Here is a 19,119-nt window from a genome sequence, read left to right as displayed (position 1 = left end):
TCTTAGCGTCTCTGCGAGAAAAAAATGAAACATAATTTAATGATATTTAGGTAGCGTTCTAAAATGCATTCACATCAGTAAGCGTGGAATTCCGGTCTCTCATGCAAATCCGTTTGCATAACAAGATTTTTGGTTTCATTCCCAATTCCTTTGTTTTTTTAATTAATTTAGATTGTCTTTTGAAGAATAAAACTATCAAACAATACACTATGTCAAACATTGGATTAATCATAGAAGAAAGAGCTGCTGATATTGGAAATTTTTTAGTAGGCAGGTTGTTGCCCTTTCGCGAAAAGCGTGCCGTAGGACCTTTTGTTTTTTTGGATCACATGGGACCAGCACAATTTAAAGATTACCAAAACTTGGATGTTGGCCCACATCCGCATATTGGACTTTCGACTCTTACCTATTTATTTGAGGGAGCTATATTACATCGTGACAGTATTGGCACCGAAATGGAAATTACGCCGGGAGCCGTAAACTGGATGACTGCCGGAAGAGGAGTCGTTCATTCAGAGCGGACACCCGAGTGTTTGAGAACTACCGATAAAAGTCTGCATGGTTTGCAAATTTGGGTAGCATTGCCCAAGGCAATGGAAAATATAGAACCGTCTTTCTTCCATATTGAAGCCAAAGACATCCCTGAATGGCAACAGGATAACGTTTCCATAAAACTCATTGCCGGCAAAGCTTTTGGGAAAGAATCGCCTGTACCCGTTTACAGCCCTTTGTACTTAATCGAAATTAAAAGTACCAGTCCAGCCGCGTTGAATATTGGTAAAGATCTGTTTGGGGAAAGTGCTTTGTATATTTTGGAAGGCGAAATCAAAAATGACGGAAACACCTATGCTTCAAAACAAATTTTGGTGGCCAAGGAAAGTAGTCTTTGTCAGTTTGAGATGAGCGAAAACTGTACGGTTTATATTTTTGGTGGCGAACCCTTTCCGGAAGAGCATTTCATCTATTGGAATTTTGTTCATTCGGATAAAGCCGTTATTGAAAAAGCCAAACAGGATTGGATCGATCAAAAATTTCCGAAAGTACTCAATGAAACAGAGTTTGTCCCCTTGCCAAAGTCTAAATTTTGATAAATATGGAGCCAAAAGTTGTAGCACTTGTTTAAAGTTTTTGCACTAAATAGCAATAAAATATTTTGTAGAGAAAGGTGGAAAGATGACCAGATTTTAGACCACTGAATGGTTTGCAGAATCATTGATAAGTCACTGGCACAACTCAAAAAAACAAATTCTTTTAGATTCAAATATTAATCCTTACTTTTGAACCTCATTAAAAAAACAAACACTATGGCGACTATAACATTAGGAGGAAATCCAATACATACTTCAGGTGAATTACCAAAAGTTGGTTCGAAACTAGCTGATTTTAAATTAGTTCAAAACGATTTGTCAGTTGCAGATTTAAGTACTTTTGCAGGTAAAAAATTAGTTTTAAATATCTTTCCAAGTATCGATACAGGAACTTGTGCCACATCAGTTAGAAAATTCAACGAAAGTGCAAGTAATTTAGCAAACACTACTGTTTTATGTATTTCAAGAGATTTACCTTTTGCCCAAAAACGTTTTTGTGGTGCTGAAGGTCTTGAAAATGTAGTAAATCTATCTGATTTTCAAGAAGGTGCTTTTGGAAAAAATAATGGTTTAGACATTGTTGATGGTCCATTGGCTGGATTGCACTCAAGAGTAATTATCGTTGTTGACGAAAATGGTGTGGTTACTCATACCGAACAAGTGGCTGAGATCGCAAACGAGCCTAATTACGAAGCGGCTTTAGCAGCACTTTAAAAAAATAGAATGGAATTTAAAAAAGACAATACATTACTTACAGGCCGATTGAAAAGCGTAAAATTCGCTTTTTTGGGTGCCGTAAAATTAATTACGACCGAGCACAGTATAATGGTTCAATTTGCAATTGGAATCATTATGACTATTGCCGGTTTTTATTTTCATATTTCCACTACCGAATGGCTTTTTCAAACTATGGCCATCGGTTTAATTATGAGTATTGAAGGATTGAATACCGCTGTTGAAAAAATAGCCGATTTTATCCACCCAAATTATCATGAAAGAATAGGTTTTATAAAAGATATTGCTGCTGGAGCAGTATTTTTTGCTGCATTAACAGCAATCGCAATTGGTCTAATTATTTATATCCCAAAATTTTTATAGGTTCAATTAAATTCAAGAATGGCAAAATCTACAAAAAAAGAATCTTCAGATACAAAAAAAGAATCGGAATCTAAAGGCATAAGATCATGGGAATTCACCAAACAACACAAAATTGTTTTGGGATCTCTTTTGGTATTATTTTCAATCGCTTTGTTAGTCGCATTTGTTTCCTTTTTTATCTATGGAAAAATCGATCAAAGCGCTGTTTCCGAATTAACAGACCGTAAAGAAGAAGTTCAAAACTGGTTGGGTAAATTTGGAGCCTATCTTGCCGATTTATTCGTGTATCGAGGTTTTGGTATTGCCTCCTTTTTATTTGTGCGTTTATTTTTCCTAACTGGAATGTATTTGGTTTTGAGTCTTTCGATAAAAAAGCTGAAAGGAGTTTGGTTTTGGGATTTATTTGCAGTTATCATTTTATCGGTTCTATTTGGTTTTTTTGCCACTTCAATGCCTGAATTGGGCGGAACAATTGGATATGAATTGAATTTATTATTCCAAGACTACATCGGGAAAACGGGAACACTTCTGGTTTTAGTTTTTGGATTGATTATTTATTTGATTTTCAAATTACAGTTGTCACCCGAAAAGGTGCAATCCTTTTTTGAAACTACTAAAAAAGAAATCAAAGAGGACCTGGCTACAAGCTCAGTATTGACAACTAATAACAGTGTCTATAATCTTGAGGAATTTGCAGTTGAAGAAGCTGAAGCTGAAGAATTGGATGATATCCATTTGAAAACATCAGGATCACAGTTTGAAATCAACAAAGAAGCTTTGAAACCGACAATTTCAAATGCTTCCGAAATCAATTTGGAGCCTACGCTCAAACCACTTCCAATGGATATTTTGCCTAAAGCAGAACCTGTAAAGGAAGAAGCTTTCGTGATTGAAAAAGCCATCGAAGAAGACATAATAGAAGACAATCTGGCTTCGCGTTTGGTATCGGATTTTGGGTTGTTCGATCCAACTTTGGATTTATCCAATTACAAATACCCAACCATTGATTTATTAAAAGAATATTCGACTGGTGGTATTACCATCAACCAGGAAGAACTGGAAGAAAACAAAAATAAAATTGTAGATACGCTTCGTAATTACAAAATAGAAATAGCGCAAATCAAAGCGACTGTTGGACCATCGGTAACTTTATATGAAATTGTACCCGAAGCGGGAATTCGTATTTCCAAGATTAAGAGTTTGGAAGATGATATTGCTTTGTCACTTTCGGCATTAGGGATTCGTATTATTGCACCTATACCAGGAAAAGGAACTATTGGTATTGAGGTTCCGAACAAGAATCCAACGATGGTTTCGATGAAAAGCGTTATTGGTTCTGCTAAATTTCAAGAAGCGGAAATGGAATTGCCTATTGCTCTTGGAAAAACAATTTCTAACGAAACTTTTGTGGTTGACTTGGCCAAAATGCCCCACTTATTGATGGCGGGTGCTACAGGACAAGGAAAATCAGTAGGATTGAATGCAGTTTTGACTTCGCTTTTATACAAAAAACATCCAGCTGAGGTGAAATTTGTATTGGTGGATCCTAAAAAAGTGGAGCTTACACTTTTCAATAAAATAGAAAGACATTATCTCGCAAAGCTTCCCGATACAGAAGATGCCATTATCACTGATAATGCTAAGGTTGTTGCCACATTGAATTCGCTTTGTGTGGAAATGGATAACCGTTATTCGCTTTTGAAAGATGCGATGGTAAGAAACATCAAGGAATACAATGAAAAATTCAAAGGCAGAAAATTGAACCCAGAGAACGGGCACCGATTTTTGCCTTATATTGTATTGGTAGTTGATGAGTTTGCCGATTTGATTATGACCGCAGGAAAAGAAGTAGAAGTACCTATTGCCCGTTTGGCACAATTGGCTCGTGCTATTGGAATTCATTTGATTATTGCGACACAGAGACCATCGGTGAATGTAATTACAGGTTTGATTAAAGCCAACTTTCCTGCTAGAATCGCTTTTAGAGTAACATCTAAAATAGATTCAAGAACTATCTTGGATACTCAAGGAGCTGATCAATTAATAGGACGCGGAGATATGTTATATACAAACGGAAATGATGTAGTTCGTGTACAGTGCGCCTTTATTGATACTCCCGAAGTTGAAAAAATAACGGAATTTATCGGTTCGCAAAAAGCGTATGCTACAGCTTATTTACTTCCTGAATTTATTGGAGAAGATAGTGGAATTAATTTGGAGATGGATATTTCTGAAAGAGACAGTTTGTTTAGGGAAGCAGCCGAAATAATAGTAAATGCGCAACAGGGATCGGCTTCGTTATTGCAGCGAAAACTGAAACTAGGCTACAATAGGGCAGGGCGATTGATTGATCAATTGGAAGCTGCCGGAATTGTTGGTCCTTTTGAAGGAAGTAAAGCCAGAAGTGTGAACATACAGGATATGACGGGACTGGATCAGTTTTTTAATAATGAAAGCTAGAATTTTAGATTGCAGATTTCAGGTTGCAGATTTCAGGTTGCAGATTTTAGAATAAAGAGAAAAGAATAAAGAGAAAAGAATAAAGAGAAAAGAATAAAGATTGCAGATTCCAAGTTGCAAATTTTAGATTACAACTTACGAGATCCTTATTCAATTATTTAGTGGTTGGCCTTTGCTTAAATTCGATAACGAAATAAGAATGATCGTAATAAAAAGGTACTCTTAATAGAAATTTAGCTTTTTTTTAGATGCTTTACATTTTTTAGCTCTTTACATTTGCACCAAATATGATATTACACGGATGCGTGAGGGATAATAGCTAGCTACCGAAGTAGCGCGGATAGCCCGACCCCGTTGAGGAAAGGGGCTTTGTAAGCGATGCTATCAGTAAGCCCCTTTTCTCAATGGGGTCACGCCCAAATGATTAAAAAGCTCAATTACATACAAGAATACATTAATAAGCATACAGCAAAACACAAAACAAATGAGATTACAAAACAAAATTGGAATGAAAATGGTAATGGGACTTTTGGTTGTCTTTTTCATCGGATTTTCAGTTCAAGCACAAGATAAGAAAGCAAAAGATTTATTGGATAAAGTCACTGCCAAAGTAAAAAGTTACAATAATATTACAATCGCCTTTAAATATTCTCTGAATAACGCCAAAGAAAATATTAATCAGGACAGTAAAGGAACTGTTGTGATGAAAGGGAATCAGTATGTGTTGAATTTTATGGGAGTTACCAAAATTTTTGACGGTAAAAAAAACTACACCATTGTTCCTGAAGATGAGGAAATCACTATTTCAAAAGTGGATGAGAAAGATGATTCGGCAATTACACCATCAAAAATGCTGACTTTTTTCAATTCAGGTTATAAATTCTCCATGGATATTGTTCAAAATGTGAATGGTAAGAAAATACAATATGTTAAATTGGTTCCGATCAATGCCAAAGATCAAAGGAAAGAAATTTTGGTAGGTATTGATACCAAGACCAATAACATATACAATGTGATAGAAATTGCCAAGAAAGGAACCAAAACAACCTTGACGGTTAATTCTTTTAAAACGAACCAGCCATTGCCGAAAAATCAGTTTACCTTTGTTGCGAGCAAATATCCCAACTATTACATCAATAAATTAGACTAATTATTTAGGTGAAAATTCTAGACAAATATTTATTAAAAACATTCTTGGGTACATTTGCTACGGTATTTGTTATCCTTTTTTTTGTATTCATACTGCAAACAGTTTGGTTGTTTATTGCCGAATTGGCTGGTAAAGATTTGGATTTCATGATGGTCATTAAATTTTTGGCTTTTTCGATGCCTCGAATTGTGCCTTTGGTTTTGCCTCTATCCATTTTATTGTCATCGATAATGTCTTTTGGAAATCTATCAGAGCATTATGAATTTGCGGCTATGAAATCTTCTGGTATTTCATTGCAAAGAGCCATGCGAAGCCTTACAATTGCTATTGCAATATTGAGTGTTGTGGCCTTTTTTTTTGCAAATAATGTGATTCCATACGCTGAATTTAAGTTTATCAATTTTAGAAAAAATATTGCTCAAGCAAAACCGGCACTTGCCATTGCAGAAGGTCAGTTTAGTGACGTTGGTCTTTATAATATTAAAGTGAATAAAAAATCTGGGGAGAATGGCAATCACCTAACAGGTATTACTATTCATCAAAAAAACCAAAATGGAGACGGCAGTAAAACTGTTATTCGAGCCACAGACGGAGAATTAATCAGCAGCGATAAAACGAGTATACTTCAGTTGGTTTTGAATGACGGTAATTATTATCAGGATATAGTACCAAAAAAATATGAGGATCGGGATAAATTGCCTTTTGCCAAAAGTTCCTTTAAAAAGTATCGAATCAATATTGATTTGTCACAATTGAATAAAGTGGATACAAAAGATGAAACCGTATCCAATACCAACTCGATGCTGAATGTTGGTGATTTGAAATATACATTGGATTCCTTAAATAAAAATAGAAATGCCGAGATTGTGTCTTTCTCTGAAAATAGTGGAGCAAGAGTTGGCACTCTAGTCGATAATAATGCCCCTCAAATTGTAAAGAAAAAACCTTTGGCGAAAAACTTGTTGGCGCTCTTCGACAACAAGAAGAAAGTTGAAATTTTGAAAGCTGCCAGCAGTAATGTGCAAAGTACATTGTATACAATTGACGCTACAAGAAACGAGCTTGACAATAAGAAGAAGAATATAAACAGCCATATTTTGTCTTTAAATGACAAATTTGTTATTGTTTATGCCTGTTTCCTAATGTTTTTTATTGGAGCGCCATTGGGAGCGATCATCCGAAAAGGAGGCCTTGGTTTGCCCATTGTATTTGCTGTTTTGATTTTTATATCCTTCCATTTTATAAATACTTTTGGGAAAAGGATTTCTCAGGAGGATGGTATGTCGCCTTTTTTAGGGGCTTGGATGTCATCCATAATTCTTACGCCACTGGCTATCTTACTGACTTATCGTGCCACGAATGATATTGGTTTAATCAATATGGATGTAATTTTGGCACCTGTGCAAAAAGTATTTCAAAAAGTATTTCAAAAAATAATTCCATCTCAAAATAAAGAATAAGATGTCTACCACAAAAATACAACTCAACACAATAGAAGAAGCTATTGAAGATATTCGTCAAGGCAAAGTAATTATTGTAGTTGATGATGAAGACCGTGAAAATGAAGGTGATTTTCTGGCTGCTGCCGAAAAAGTAACACCCGAAATGATCAACTTTATGGCTACACATGGTCGCGGTTTAATATGTGCACCATTAACAGAAAGCCGATGCAAAGAACTTGGATTGCATGTGATGGTCAGTAATAATACCGATCCGATGGAAACTGCTTTTACGGTTTCGGTGGATTTAAGAGGTAATGGGGTAACAACAGGAATTTCGGCTTCTGATCGAGCCAAAACAATACTTTCGTTAGTGAATTCAGATACCAAACCACATGATTTAGCACGTCCTGGACATATATTTCCATTGATTGCCAAACAAGGTGGGGTTTTAAGAAGAACGGGGCATACGGAGGCTGCTATTGATTTTGCACGTTTGGCAGGATTTAAATCGGCGGGAGTAATTGTCGAAATCATGAATGAAGACGGTTCTATGGCTCGACTGCCACAATTGGTGAAAGTAGCTAAGAAATTTGACTTAAAATTGGTTTCTATTGAAGCGTTGGTTGCTTACAGAATGCAGCACGACAGTTTGATTGTAAAGAAAGAAGATTTTGATATCGAAACCCGTTTTGGTACTTTTAGACTTAGAGCGTATCAACAAACAACAAATAAACAAATACACATCGCTTTGACCAAGGGAACTTGGAATATTGGCGAACCAATATTAACCCGTATCAACTCAACTTCGGTGAACAATGACATATTGGGTACTTTGACCAATGATGCCAATAAGAAATTGGATGATATGTTCCAGTTGATTAATCAGGAGGGAAAAGGGGCGGTTTTATTCATCAATCAAGAAGTAGCATCAATAGATTTATTGAACCGCATTTCAGAACTTAAGGTTTTGCAAGCCAAAGGGGAATTCAAAGCACCACAAATCAAGATGGATAATAAGGATTTTGGTATTGGAGCCCAAATATTACACGATATAGACATCTCCAAAATTCGATTATTGTCGAATACCGAGCAAACCAAACGCGTAGGTATGATAGGATACGGATTGGAAATTAAAGATTATGTAAAGTATTAGTTTTAGGGACTAGTAATTAGCAAAAAGTAATTGAAAGGATCCTTCAGAATTATATTCTGAAGGATTTTTTTTGATCATTTTTCTTCTAAAGAAGCAATTGTAAAATGGGTCGAAGCCAATTATTAATCACTATTTATAAATCACAGCGTTATTACAAAAACTTTTTTTTAAAATATTTCTATTCTAAAACAAAGCAAATGAAACAATTAAAAAGTTCCTTGAAAAATAGATGTAAATTTTCTAAAAATACATTTGCATAACCAAAAAAGGTTCTTATATTTGCACTCGCAATCAGATAATGAAAGCGACATACTGGAGAAATGGCAGAGCGGTCGAATGCGGCAGTCTTGAAAACTGTTGACTGTAACAGGTCCGGGGGTTCGAATCCCTCTTTCTCCGCCAGTATTTAAACCCTCAGCAAACGTTGAGGGTTTTTTGTTTTTAGGCCTGATTAGCATTTGATTTTACGCTGATACTTATCTGGTCCCCCTGCGTTAAAATTAAAGGAAGCAGCTGAACTTTTACATTCATTAAAAACTGATTTGCTAGTAGAAGAAGTTAAACAATCTGATGTTGCTTTGAATTCATCATTGCTCCAAAGTGAATTACCGTTTTCAAAATTGGCAGGTAAAAGAGTTTCTACTTTGATTTCAAATGGAGGTGAGTGTCAATGAAAATGTGAATATGACTGCTGTAGTTGAGATTGAAGTATATTAATGAGTTTTACTATAATGATACGAAAACTGGAATACACTTAGCATTCCTATTTGAACTGCTTGGTGAACAGGTATTGTTGTGTTATAGGTGAGTGATAGACTTTTAATTCTAGGATTCCTATCCGATTATACAACGTAAAACATGCTCTAGCTGAAGGCCTGAATACGAACAAAATTCCTCTATAGAAATTAATTGATGTGGTTCTTTATTCAAGTTGTCTTTAATTTTGTTTAAATACAACCTTGCCTGTCTGTATGTTTTACCGGTAATACGTTGTACATCTTTTGGATAAATACATACCCTGATGTTTCCTGCTATCACACTGCTACTTTTAATACATTATCCATACTTAGGATAGGGCTTTGAGTACCTTTCTCCCGATGAAAACAAAGTTACTGAAAATAGTTTAGTATTAGGTGATTAAAAAGTACTATTATAGGCTTTTTACTACCGTTTTTGACCATCACCTTTTGAAATGTGGTTTAAATGATGAAATATTTGCTGAAATCATTCCCGATTTAGTTGCAACGAATTTTCAGAATGAATGAACAGATTAATCATTTTTAAACTTAAATTTTAAACTATTATGGCAAAACAGAAAGGCATAATTAAATTGAATGGTACTATCGGTGATATTACTTTTTACAGATCAAAGGATGGGTATATTGCCCGTGAAAAAGGAGGCATTGATGCCAACAGAATAGCTAATGATCCTGCGTTTCAGCGTACCCGTGAGAATGGGGCTGAATTTGGCAGGGCTGGTAAAGCGGGAAAAACGTTGCGTTTGGCTCTACGAACCTTGCTGCTGAATTCTTCTGACAGCAGAATGGTAAGCCGACTTACCCAAATTATGATGAAAGTGATACAGGCAGATGCGACCAATGAACGCGGACTTCGAAATGTTATTGATGGTGAGGCAGAATTGCTTAGCGGCTTTGATTTTAACATCACTGGAAAACTGGGGACAACATTGTTTGCCCCATTTGTAGCTGGAATTGACCGCGTAAGTGGTGAAATATCAGTCGACTTTGAACCCTTCGTACCTGCAAATATGATTGCCGCGCCAGGAGGGACGACCCATTTTAAAATCATATCGGCTGGAGCTGAAATTGATTTTGAAGCAGAAACATTTGTCACGGCCAATTCTGAAACAGCTATTCTTCCATGGGATAGTAACCTAACAGTAGCCATTAATCATTTGAATACAGTGACGGCAAATAGCACTAAACCTTTGTTTCTTGCTTTAGGAGTTGAATTCTATCAAGGGGTGAACGGTAAAATGTATCCTTTAAAGAATGGTGCATACAACCCTTTGGCATTGGTTCAAGTAAGCGGTTTGTAGGATGGTCTTGTTATTATCCAGAACTTATTTCCCTGATGGAACCAACGGAAAACTCGAATGGGAGGGCAGATTTGTTTGCAATACCATTGAATTACCATGGCGCAATAATGCCAAAGCGGTTTCCTGTATTCCGGAAGGGGAGTATGTATTAAGAAAGCGATACACTAAGAAGTATCGTTGGCATATTGAGGTGGTTGATGTGGAAAACAGGAGTTTTATTTTGTTTCATCCAGCCAATAATGCCTTGAGCGAATTGAATGGGTGTATTGCTCCCGTAACGAAACTTTCGGGTTCCGGTCTGGGGCTTGAATCGCGACAAGCTTTTATCAAATTGAAAAGTTTAGTTTATAAAAGTTTGGAACGAGGAGAAAAGGTCTTATTAATTGTTAAATCTTAAAATTCTAATTATGAATATAGTAAAAAGAGCGAAAGCTCCCCTACCGAAATTTTTTAAAGTGCTAAGAAATATAGGCATTGCATTGGCCACTATTGGCGGTACTGTTTTGGCCGCACCAATTGCTTTACCCTTAATGGTTAGTTCTATTGGGGGCTATATGGTTGTAGCAGGTGGTGTTTTGTCTGCGGTTAGTCAGCTTACGACCCAAAACGATGATTATGATGCAGTCCAGTAATCCAACGTTAATTGGTACTGCGGGCGGTACTTTTTTGAGTGTGTTACCGAATTTACATTCGGAGGATTTTTTTAAAACTGTTTTATTGGCTGCGATTGGAGCTATAGTTAGTTTTGTATTGTCCATGATGCTTAAATTTATTGTTAAGAAGTACAAGAAGTAGTTATTTGCGGTGATGATTCAGTGTTGAATTAAATGAAGCTCAATCCGAAAGGATTGGGCTTTTTTTTGATTGTTGAATTATTAGATTATAGAGTTGCTTGTGGAGATATTCCTTTGTCTGAAAAAAAATGTATGAATTTTGGCCACAGATGCCACGGATTAAACGGATTCTCACGGATTATTTTTGATGAGGAGTACTTTCATTTTTTCTATAAAGGAAAAAAGCAATAGTGAGATGAAACTATTTGCGGTGCCAATATAGTTGTGAATTTTATCGTTTGTCTTTGGTGTCTTTGTCGAAGGCTATTAGATTTAGTGTGGAACGGAGGCGGGAACGTACTCGGTTGCCGTAGGTTTGTTCTATTTCTGAAGCGGATAGGTTAGTGGTGATGTGTGTTTGGAGTTTACGGGTAATGAATAAGTCGTAGCGTGACAACATGATTTCGGCCATGACGTTACATTCATTGCCGAAGTATTTGAGATTGTTCTCTGTTCCCAAATCATCGAAGCAAATTGTTTTGGGGGCTGAATTACTGTATTTGTGAATGATTTCGTAGCCCTCCTTGATGAATTCGAAACTGATGTCGCGGCATGGTTTTACGGAATATTTGTGCGCTGTAGGGGTGAGGTGTTTCATCAAATTCATTAGTGATGTTTTTCCACAGCCAACGGGGCCCGATAGCATTATTCCTTTGTTGAGGTCAATGTTGAATTGAAAGCAAGTTTGCTCGTCTTTGAGGAAGTAGGCAATGAGTTTGTAGATAATCGGATGGTCATTTTCAATGATTTTAAAATGTTTTCCGTATAATTCAACGCCTTTTTTTTCGAGCCAGATGATTACTTCTTCGCAGTTGTATTGGGGCTTTGTTTTCATAATTTAGGGTTTAACCGCAAAGGGCGCAAAGGCTGAACGCAAGGTTCGCAAAGTGAAAAAATATAGCCACAGAGTAAAGAGTTTGGTATGGATTTTAAACCTCACTCTAAATCCCTCTCCAAAGGAGAGGGACTTTGAGCACTTTTGTGCCTAGTTATAGTGGTTCGGTGTAGTTCTTATTGGTGGCGCTATTGAGATGCTTTGCTCTGTTGGTTTTGGGTTTGGCAACGTTGAATTTGTCTGCGTTCAGGATCCAGTTTTGTGCTGAAGCTTTCCAATCGACCATCGGGGTTTTGCCTCCTACCAGCCAGCCATTACTGGCGAAATAATTGAAGAATTTTTGTGCTTCGATTTCGGGGAAGTTTTGCTGTTCGAAGTAGATTTTGATTTGATCTAATGCAGGTTTGTTTTTTTCTGCGGAGGACAATTTATCAAAATGCTGATTTTTTCCCATTTTGTTTTTTTCATAATTGGAAAAAGCTACATGCATTTGGAAATGCGCGGATGGTTCTACCAAGTTTATATCGTTTTCAATGTTTGTTTTGTTTATATTGTTTATAGAAGATACCAGTGCTTGTTCAGTGCCTGTTTTACCACTAGTTTCCTGCTTGTTCAGAGCCAGTTCATTTTTTTTCCTACTATCTGTTCTTTTTTGAATTGGTTTTGGATCTTCTGAAAAATTTATGAGAATTACCATGCTACCCTTAAATGGATTGAACGAAGGCATGTATTTTATGTATTTCTTTTCGTTCAGTTCCCTCATGCATTTGTGATAGGTTGCCTTTGAACAAATTTTACTTATATGCATTACCTCTTCCCGCGTTATACTTATTGGGTTTTTAAAACGGTTGACATTCCAGAACTGAAATAGCGCTATGTATAGACTTATGTGTGTTGGGTTGAGGTTTGTGTCTTGGATGATGCGGTCGAAAAATCCTGTTAGGTGTTTGATGTAGTTCATGTGCTTGTTTTTTTAAGTTTTTTCTTAAATTATTGTGATGCAAAAATGTTGGGATTGCTTGGTGTTTTATCACAAGGGGGTTCACAAGTTGTGAAAGAAAAAACTGTAAGTTTTTTTCTGATTGTATACGAATTAAATTTATTTGAAGATATTTTTACTTTTTTCCTTGATGAAAAAAGTAACAAAAAAATCAAGCCTGAATATTTTTAAAGATAAAATAATCGAACAGATTTTCCCTATCCTGACCCCAGCCGCTCGTGTTTCACACTCGACTCCAGGGTCACTCCCTACGGCCAGCGCTCAAATCTTTATCGTTATTTTGTCTTTAAAAATATAAAGGCGGGGAAGAGGACGTTTTTATGAGTCTATGCTGTTTTATATGAAGAGCATTTTTTCTTTTAGCTCACTTAATTTTTGTTTTAAGTGGTGTTCGCTGAATCTTCTATTTGTCTTGATTACTCAGAAGTTAATAATTTATTGGAGTTGGTTAATCTTTGATTTCAAAAGAAACAAAAGATTAACCGTTAAGAAACACAACATGTTTTTAGCTAAATAGGAACATTTTATAATTTAAATTCTGCCCAAAGGGGGAAGTGGTCTGACATCATAAATGACATGGCTTGTTTGGTGAGATTTCGATTGATTAGTACTGTATTTAGAAAATCATAATTGCCACCAGTTATAAATTCCAGTGATATGTTGTTTTTTTTGTTACTGTCTTGGAACCAAGCTATTTGGTCATAATATTTGGTTTCGTCAAAAATGGAACGTGTTACTTTGCTGTTTTGAAGTGCGGGAGGGATGTACAATCCCTCAGAAATGAAAGTGTCATTGAGTAGATCCCCACGTTCGTCGATATTGAAGTCCCCTAAAGTAATTAGATTTTGGTGGTATGCATTGATGTCATCCGCCCAAGAGGATAGCCATTTGGCAATTCCTCTAAGTTCAGTGATGCGATCGGTGGAGGTTTTTCCGTAAAGGATATGAAGGGTTACCAGAATGAAAGTTTGATTTTGAGATCTAAAGCTAACAGCGTATGGTGAACGAACAAATTGTTTGTTTAACATTCCTTTTGGAATTGTTTTGGTCCATTCGTCCGGAACCACTAATTCGCAAGCCAAACCGGATAAGTTTACTCTTCGGGTATCAAACAAGTAGGCCATACGTTCGCCATTGCCCACATCACCTTGATTGACATCGGTAAGAATCAATGACCAATCATTCCCCAATACTTTTAGAACGTCACGCAATCCTTTTAAATTGGATTTTACCTCCTGAACGGCAATCACATCAAAGCGCTTGATAATTTCAGCTATACAAACTAAAGAGTGCAAATCTCTTTTGGGACTGTCATTTGTTGCCGATTTCCATTTGCGGGTGATGTCACCAAAGCCTCTGATATTCCAAGTGGCAATTAAAAGGTTTTTTTCTAATTTTTTTGGCGGAATTTTGAGGTCTAAATCCTCTTTTAATAACGCTATATTCTGAGCGATATCTGCTGGTAAAGCATCTTCTATAGTTTCCATATATCCTCTTTTAGATTGGATTTTAAAGATACTATTTATGATTAAATTTTTGTAATTATAAGTAAATGAATTTGTTATATTTTTTTAGTGAATTCCATTTGTGACATGCTACGGAGAGTTATTGTAATTTTCATCGGCCGGCGCGCAAATTCTTATCGTGATTTTCTGGCGTAAAAATATAAGGGCGACAAAAGACGTTTCATGAGTTTATTTCTGTTTTTATTGAAGGGCACTTTTTCTTTTAGCTCACTTAATTTTTCTTTTAAGTGGTGTTCGCTGAATCTTCGATTTGTTTTGATTACTTACTAGTTAATGATTTATTGGAGTTCGTGAATCTATGATTTCAAAAGAGACAAAAGATTAAACGTTGAGGAACACAATATGTTTTTAGCTAATTAGGAGCATTTTTACTTTTTTCCTTGATGAAAAAAGTAACAAAAAAATCAAGCCTTAATATTTTTATAGCAGAAAATCATCGAACGGGTTTTCTTTATCGCGACCCCAGCCGCTCGTGTTTCACACTCGACTCAGGGGTCACTCCCTACGGCCAGCGCGCTAACCCTTACCGTGTTTTCTGCTATAAAAATATAAGGGCGGGGAAGAGGACGTTTTTATGAGTCTATTCTGTTTTATATAAAGAGCATTTTTTCTTTTAGCTCACTTAATTTTTGTTTTAAGTGGTGTTCGCTGAATCTTCGATTTGTCTTGATTACTCACGAGTTAATAATTTATTGGAGTTCGTGAATCTATGATTTCAAAAGAAACAAAAGATCAAGCCTGAATATTTTTATGTCAAAAATCATCGGACAGATTTATCTCACTTGGCTCTTATTTTTATTGGTGTTCGATGAACCTCACTACATTCGGTTTGTCCTATCGTGACCCCAGCCGCTCGTGTTTCACACTCGACTCCAGGGTCACTCCCTACGGCCAGCGCTAAAATCCTTACCGTGATTTTCTGATGCAAAAATATAAGGGCGACAAAAGACGTTTTCATGAGTTTATTGTCGATTTTGCTTGGATTGTGGTGTTACTTTACTTGTGGATTTAATGACTGAAGTTTAGTTAGGAGTTTATATTTATGAAGGACATTTTTTCTTTTAGCTACTTAATTTTTGTTTTAAGTGGTGTTCGCTGAATCTTCGATTTGTCTTGATGAAAAAAGTAACAAAAAAATATTCATGCTTTATTATTGTTTTTTTGTATTCATGATTCTTCGATTTCAAGCCTGAATATTTTTAAATATAAAATAATCGAACGGATTTATCTCACTTGGCTCTTTTTTTTATTGGTGTTCGATGAACCTCACTTCATTCGGTTTGTCCTATCGTGACCCCAGCCGTTCGTGCTGGGCACTCACTAGGGGGTCACTCCCTGCGGCCAGCGCACAAATCCTTACCGTGATTTTTGGCATAAAAATATAAGGGCGGGAAGAGGACGTTTTCATGAGTTAATTTCTGTTTATTGAAGGGCTCTTTTTTTGATTTTTGGTATTCATGAATCTTCGATTTCAAGCCTGAATATTTTTACATCAAAAATCATCGGACAGATTTATCTCACTTGGCTCTTATTTTTATTGGTGTTCGATGAACCTCACTTCATTCGGTTTGTCCTATCGCGACCCCAGCCGCTCGTGTTTCACACTCGACTCCAGGGTCACTCCCTACGGCCAGCGCGCAAATCCTTACCATGATTTTCTGATGCAAAAATATAAGGGCGGGGAAGAGGACGTTTTTATGAGTCTATGCTGTTTTATATGAAGAGCATTTTTTCTTTTAGCTCACTTAATTTTTATTGGTCACAGATATAGTTTCAAACTATCTACTTTAGTGCATTTGGCTTTAGTTTCTGCAACTGTTTTAGCCACAAATTTGCTTCGCCTTTTCAAGTCACAAGTTCGCACAAATTAATTATTGCTAATTAGTGTAATTTGTGATTAATAAATAAGTTCTGCAACCTTGCAGACTTTCAGTCTTCTAACCAAATCTATGGACTTTAAGTGCAAAGTGGTTTAGTTTCACGACATCTTTTTATTGTTTTGGGTAATTTTTTGAGCAGGACAATTCTAGGATGTTATTGATTTTTTAGTTTATTGATGAAGTAAGTAGGAGAGAGACCAGTTCTATTATTGAATGCGCGTGTGAAGTTTTGGGTGGAACCGAATCCTGCTTCTTCGCCCAATGCTTTGTTGGTGTAATTACGGTATTTGTTTTCATTTTTGAGTAATTCTACTATATGATCAATTTTTAAATCACTTATGTATTCAATAGTGCCTTTGCCACGATAGCGTGCGATTATTTTTGTAACGTATTTGGTATTGGTATTTAATAGTATAGCCATTTTTCTCAAGGTCATGTCTTTTCCGAGATACTTTTTTTTGAGTTCAAATTTTTCAATGTTTTTTAGGATTGCAGCCACTACTTCCGGGCTTATATCAAGTTCTGTTTCTTTATTGCTATCGCCTGAAATTAAAGGTTTGTGTGTATTAGGTCTGCGATTCATTAATTCTTTGAACAGTTTTTTGTTTTTTAAATGTCTGTTAATGAATAATACCAGCATGGTTACCAAGCTGGTAATTACAATGCAAACTGCAATGATTCCGTATTTTGTTGATGGCTTTAAATTTCTTTCGGTTTGAAGTAGTTCTTTTGTATCGTATTCTTTGTCTATTTTTCCTGAAAGGTATCTGAAATCCTTAAACAACAACTTGTCTACTTTTAAAAGATTCCTGACATAGTACAGTTCATGTTCTACGTCATTTTTCTGTTTGTAATAATTAATTAAGATTTCATAAGCTTCCCGTAAATCCGGACGAATATAATTTTGTTTTTGGAAAGCTTCATCTATTTTTTTGAAATAGGGCAATGCTTTTTCTTGTAGTTTTTGTGACCAGTAGCTTTTACCAATATAAAAATAGGCGAGTGTTTCGTTTGCATAATCTTTGTTGCGTTTTAAGCTTGGTAATACTATTGTTAGTTTCTTGACTGCATCGCTATAATTGTGATTGAAATATTGATTTACTCCTTCTGATTGAATAAAATAATACTGCATTTCTAAATTTTTTAGGCGCAACCCCTCACTGAGCCCCATTTGATTCATCTGGCTGGACAGTTTGTATTTCCCTATGTGATTGTAACAAAGGCCTAAAGAATGAAGCGAATTCAGATAAGCACGGTCATTTTCGTCTTTGAAATAGTTGACACATTCTTTGAACAATGCGATGGCTTCATGATAAAATCCGAGATAAAGTTTAATAAGGGCAACAACATATTTTACCTTATAAATGAGGTATTGGTTGTTCGTTTTGGAAATGTACCCGTCTGCTATCAGGTAATAATCCAATGCTTTCTTATGTTCTTTGAGATCATAATAGATTATTCCTTTTGTCATGAATGCCGAGCCAATTAATTCAATGTTCGTTGTCTTTTTAGCTGCCGTGACCATGCTATCGGAATATTTAAGCTGCAATTTTAAATTGCTTTTATAGATCAGCACTTTATAGGCCATTGCCATTTGATCGAAATTCTTCTCCTTTTTAGCTTTTGTCAACCAAGAGTGCGCATACAATAGTTCTTTACTGCTGTCCTGTTCATTATAGCGTATGTTTTTATTAAAATATTCATAGTCTTTGGATTCAAGACTGTCTGGAATTACAAAATTTTTTTGTTGTGCTTTTGCATATTGGCACGCACAAAGCCATACTATGAGTACGCATTGGTTTGTGATGCACCTAATAAATTTGGACTTAGTAATTGGCAATTGTATGATTGATGTAATTAAAACTCTGTTCAATGTGTAATAAATATGGCTAAAATAAAATAATTGATTAAGAGAATTACCTTAGTTAATGATCTTTTTGTCTTTTAAATGTAATGTGTTGATTGATTGGAAATTATTGTGTAATACTAAATATTTAATTCGAGAATTGCACACTACAGATTCGGGAATTGAACAGTTATTGACTTGCCGAAGGTATAATGAGCCGTTAGTTTTGCCCTGAATTCAATCGGTTCTGTTATGAGCATTACCGGCATCAACACTGTTCAGATTACCCCGGGAGAAATGAACTGATTAAAAAAATCAGTAACATTTAAAACATTAACCAAAATGAAAAACATCAATTTATGCCGTCTCACTTTAATTTTCTCGTCTTTTTTATTTACACATTACTCCTATAGTATTAATTTTTCATCGGATTTAAGTTTTTCAAAATGTGCTGTGAGTTCCAAGGCCGAGAAAACTTACAGTAAATCTAATAGTGATATAATACCCATAGATTTAAAGAATGAATATGTAACCGAATGCTACAGCAATGCGCCAAGATCAAGTAACTTGTATGGGAATATATCAATTAGTGATGTCACAACTGGATCTGTAAACCCTATTGATCCAGACTGGCGCAAACTCATAGCGCATTTTTATTGATTAGAAGCTGTGATGCCAAAAACGCGAAGACATACAGCGGTTGGTATTGTAGATTAACGATAAAAATAATTAAACTCCGCTAATAACTT

At 35.8% G+C, this 19,119-nt stretch carries 19 protein-coding genes and 1 tRNA gene; 16 read left to right on the top strand and 4 right to left on the bottom strand.

Annotation, left to right across the window (positions count from 1 at the left end; genetic code table 11):
- The first annotated feature begins 209 nt into the window (after positions 1-209).
- The 14 genes from B0E44_RS04765 (at position 210) to B0E44_RS04700 (ending at position 11,475) form a co-directional block, all read left to right on the top strand.
- On the top strand, positions 210-1,088 hold the full coding sequence (locus tag B0E44_RS04765; protein WP_077371123.1) for a pirin family protein: 879 nt from the start codon (positions 210-212) through the stop codon (positions 1,086-1,088).
- A 216-nt stretch (positions 1,089-1,304) separates the two neighbouring features.
- Positions 1,305-1,802 carry a thiol peroxidase gene (gene tpx / locus B0E44_RS04760; RefSeq protein ID WP_077371053.1) on the top strand — a complete coding sequence of 166 codons (498 nt, stop codon included), beginning with the start codon at positions 1,305-1,307 and terminating at the stop codon, positions 1,800-1,802.
- A gap of 9 nt (positions 1,803-1,811) precedes the next feature.
- Positions 1,812-2,186, top strand: a complete 375-nt coding sequence (locus B0E44_RS04755) for a diacylglycerol kinase family protein (RefSeq protein WP_077371052.1) — start codon at positions 1,812-1,814, stop codon at positions 2,184-2,186.
- Between the two features lie 18 nt (positions 2,187-2,204).
- Complete coding sequence (locus B0E44_RS04750) at positions 2,205-4,646, top strand: DNA translocase FtsK (RefSeq protein WP_077371051.1); 2,442 nt, start codon at positions 2,205-2,207, stop codon at positions 4,644-4,646.
- A 508-nt stretch (positions 4,647-5,154) separates the two neighbouring features.
- Positions 5,155-5,796 (top strand): outer membrane lipoprotein carrier protein LolA, encoded by a 642-nt coding sequence (locus B0E44_RS04745; RefSeq protein WP_077371122.1) that lies wholly within the window; start codon positions 5,155-5,157, stop codon positions 5,794-5,796.
- Positions 5,797-5,804: 8 nt separating this feature from the next.
- Positions 5,805-7,256 (top strand): LptF/LptG family permease, encoded by a 1,452-nt coding sequence (locus tag B0E44_RS04740; RefSeq protein ID WP_077371050.1) that lies wholly within the window; start codon positions 5,805-5,807, stop codon positions 7,254-7,256.
- 1 nt (position 7,257) lies between these two features.
- Entirely contained in the window at positions 7,258-8,391 is a 1,134-nt protein-coding gene (ribB, locus tag B0E44_RS04735) for a 3,4-dihydroxy-2-butanone-4-phosphate synthase (protein ID WP_077371049.1), read from the top strand.
- A 314-nt stretch (positions 8,392-8,705) separates the two neighbouring features.
- Positions 8,706-8,793 (top strand) — tRNA-Ser (locus B0E44_RS04730).
- A 140-nt stretch (positions 8,794-8,933) separates the two neighbouring features.
- The gene (locus tag B0E44_RS19065) at positions 8,934-9,065 is read left to right on the top strand and encodes a hypothetical protein (RefSeq protein WP_256382257.1); all 132 of its coding nucleotides are present in this window, start codon (positions 8,934-8,936) and stop codon (positions 9,063-9,065) included.
- Between the two features lie 629 nt (positions 9,066-9,694).
- Positions 9,695-10,450 (top strand): hypothetical protein, encoded by a 756-nt coding sequence (locus B0E44_RS04720; RefSeq protein WP_077371047.1) that lies wholly within the window; start codon positions 9,695-9,697, stop codon positions 10,448-10,450.
- Between the two features lies 1 nt (position 10,451).
- Positions 10,452-10,847, top strand: a complete 396-nt coding sequence (locus B0E44_RS04715) for a DUF5675 family protein (RefSeq protein ID WP_077371046.1) — start codon at positions 10,452-10,454, stop codon at positions 10,845-10,847.
- Between the two features lie 10 nt (positions 10,848-10,857).
- Positions 10,858-11,082, top strand: coding sequence for a hypothetical protein (locus B0E44_RS04710; protein WP_077371121.1), 225 nt, complete (start codon positions 10,858-10,860; stop codon positions 11,080-11,082).
- The gene (locus B0E44_RS04705; RefSeq protein ID WP_124019282.1) at positions 11,066-11,245 is read left to right on the top strand and encodes a hypothetical protein; all 180 of its coding nucleotides are present in this window, start codon (positions 11,066-11,068) and stop codon (positions 11,243-11,245) included. The genes B0E44_RS04710 and B0E44_RS04705 overlap by 17 nt, the downstream gene beginning before the upstream one ends.
- 32 nt (positions 11,246-11,277) lie before the next feature.
- The gene (locus B0E44_RS04700) at positions 11,278-11,475 is read left to right on the top strand and encodes a hypothetical protein (RefSeq protein ID WP_077371044.1); all 198 of its coding nucleotides are present in this window, start codon (positions 11,278-11,280) and stop codon (positions 11,473-11,475) included.
- 40 nt (positions 11,476-11,515) lie between these two features.
- On the opposite strand, the gene B0E44_RS04695 is transcribed toward B0E44_RS04700, so the two are convergent.
- Both B0E44_RS04695 and B0E44_RS04690 read right to left on the bottom strand, forming a co-directional pair.
- Positions 11,516-12,118, bottom strand: coding sequence for an ATPase (locus B0E44_RS04695; protein ID WP_077371043.1), 603 nt, complete (start codon positions 12,116-12,118; stop codon positions 11,516-11,518).
- Positions 12,119-12,272: 154 nt separating this feature from the next.
- A complete protein-coding gene (locus B0E44_RS04690; RefSeq protein WP_077371042.1) occupies positions 12,273-13,079 on the bottom strand; it encodes a transcriptional regulator in 807 nt (268 codons plus the stop codon).
- Between B0E44_RS04690 and B0E44_RS18590 the strand changes: the two genes are divergently transcribed.
- On the top strand, positions 13,062-13,289 hold the full coding sequence (locus tag B0E44_RS18590; protein WP_124019281.1) for a hypothetical protein: 228 nt from the start codon (positions 13,062-13,064) through the stop codon (positions 13,287-13,289). The two genes, B0E44_RS04690 and B0E44_RS18590, sit on opposite strands and share 18 nt — an antisense overlap.
- Before the next feature lie 353 nt (positions 13,290-13,642).
- Here the strand turns inward: B0E44_RS18590 and B0E44_RS04685 are convergent, their stop codons facing one another.
- Positions 13,643-14,605, bottom strand: coding sequence for an endonuclease/exonuclease/phosphatase family protein (locus tag B0E44_RS04685; RefSeq protein ID WP_077371041.1), 963 nt, complete (start codon positions 14,603-14,605; stop codon positions 13,643-13,645).
- Between the two features lie 2,073 nt (positions 14,606-16,678).
- Positions 16,679-18,397, bottom strand: coding sequence for an AraC family transcriptional regulator (locus B0E44_RS04680; RefSeq protein WP_077371040.1), 1,719 nt, complete (start codon positions 18,395-18,397; stop codon positions 16,679-16,681).
- A 315-nt stretch (positions 18,398-18,712) separates the two neighbouring features.
- Between B0E44_RS04680 and B0E44_RS18585 the strand changes: the two genes are divergently transcribed.
- Positions 18,713-19,030 carry a hypothetical protein gene (locus tag B0E44_RS18585; RefSeq protein ID WP_124019280.1) on the top strand — a complete coding sequence of 106 codons (318 nt, stop codon included), beginning with the start codon at positions 18,713-18,715 and terminating at the stop codon, positions 19,028-19,030.
- Positions 19,031-19,119 lie beyond the last annotated feature (89 nt).

Source organism: Flavobacterium sp. A45, assembly GCF_002001005.1.
Taxonomy (GTDB): Bacteria; Bacteroidota; Bacteroidia; order Flavobacteriales; family Flavobacteriaceae; genus Flavobacterium.
The sequence above is the reverse complement of the archived record's forward strand: the minus strand, read 5'-3'. Positions and strand labels throughout refer to the sequence as shown.

Excerpts from the sequence above, each read along its gene's own strand:
- B0E44_RS04765 (WP_077371123.1), top strand. The coding sequence starts at position 210 with ATGTCAAACATTGGATTAATCATAGAAGAAAGAGCTGCTGATATTGGA.
- tpx (WP_077371053.1), top strand. The coding sequence starts at position 1,305 with ATGGCGACTATAACATTAGGAGGAAATCCAATACATACTTCAGGTGAA.
- B0E44_RS04755 (WP_077371052.1), top strand. The coding sequence starts at position 1,812 with ATGGAATTTAAAAAAGACAATACATTACTTACAGGCCGATTGAAAAGC.
- B0E44_RS04750 (WP_077371051.1), top strand. The coding sequence starts at position 2,205 with ATGGCAAAATCTACAAAAAAAGAATCTTCAGATACAAAAAAAGAATCG.
- B0E44_RS04745 (WP_077371122.1), top strand. The coding sequence starts at position 5,155 with ATGAAAATGGTAATGGGACTTTTGGTTGTCTTTTTCATCGGATTTTCA.
- ribB (WP_077371049.1), top strand. The coding sequence starts at position 7,258 with ATGTCTACCACAAAAATACAACTCAACACAATAGAAGAAGCTATTGAA.
- B0E44_RS04720 (WP_077371047.1), top strand. The coding sequence starts at position 9,695 with ATGGCAAAACAGAAAGGCATAATTAAATTGAATGGTACTATCGGTGAT.
- B0E44_RS04715 (WP_077371046.1), top strand. The coding sequence starts at position 10,452 with ATGGTCTTGTTATTATCCAGAACTTATTTCCCTGATGGAACCAACGGA.
- B0E44_RS04710 (WP_077371121.1), top strand. The coding sequence starts at position 10,858 with ATGAATATAGTAAAAAGAGCGAAAGCTCCCCTACCGAAATTTTTTAAA.
- B0E44_RS04705 (WP_124019282.1), top strand. The coding sequence starts at position 11,066 with ATGATGCAGTCCAGTAATCCAACGTTAATTGGTACTGCGGGCGGTACT.
- B0E44_RS04700 (WP_077371044.1), top strand. The coding sequence starts at position 11,278 with ATGAAGCTCAATCCGAAAGGATTGGGCTTTTTTTTGATTGTTGAATTA.
- B0E44_RS04695 (WP_077371043.1), bottom strand. The coding sequence starts at position 12,118 with ATGAAAACAAAGCCCCAATACAACTGCGAAGAAGTAATCATCTGGCTC.
- B0E44_RS04690 (WP_077371042.1), bottom strand. The coding sequence starts at position 13,079 with ATGAACTACATCAAACACCTAACAGGATTTTTCGACCGCATCATCCAA.
- B0E44_RS04685 (WP_077371041.1), bottom strand. The coding sequence starts at position 14,605 with ATGGAAACTATAGAAGATGCTTTACCAGCAGATATCGCTCAGAATATA.
- B0E44_RS18585 (WP_124019280.1), top strand. The coding sequence starts at position 18,713 with ATGAAAAACATCAATTTATGCCGTCTCACTTTAATTTTCTCGTCTTTT.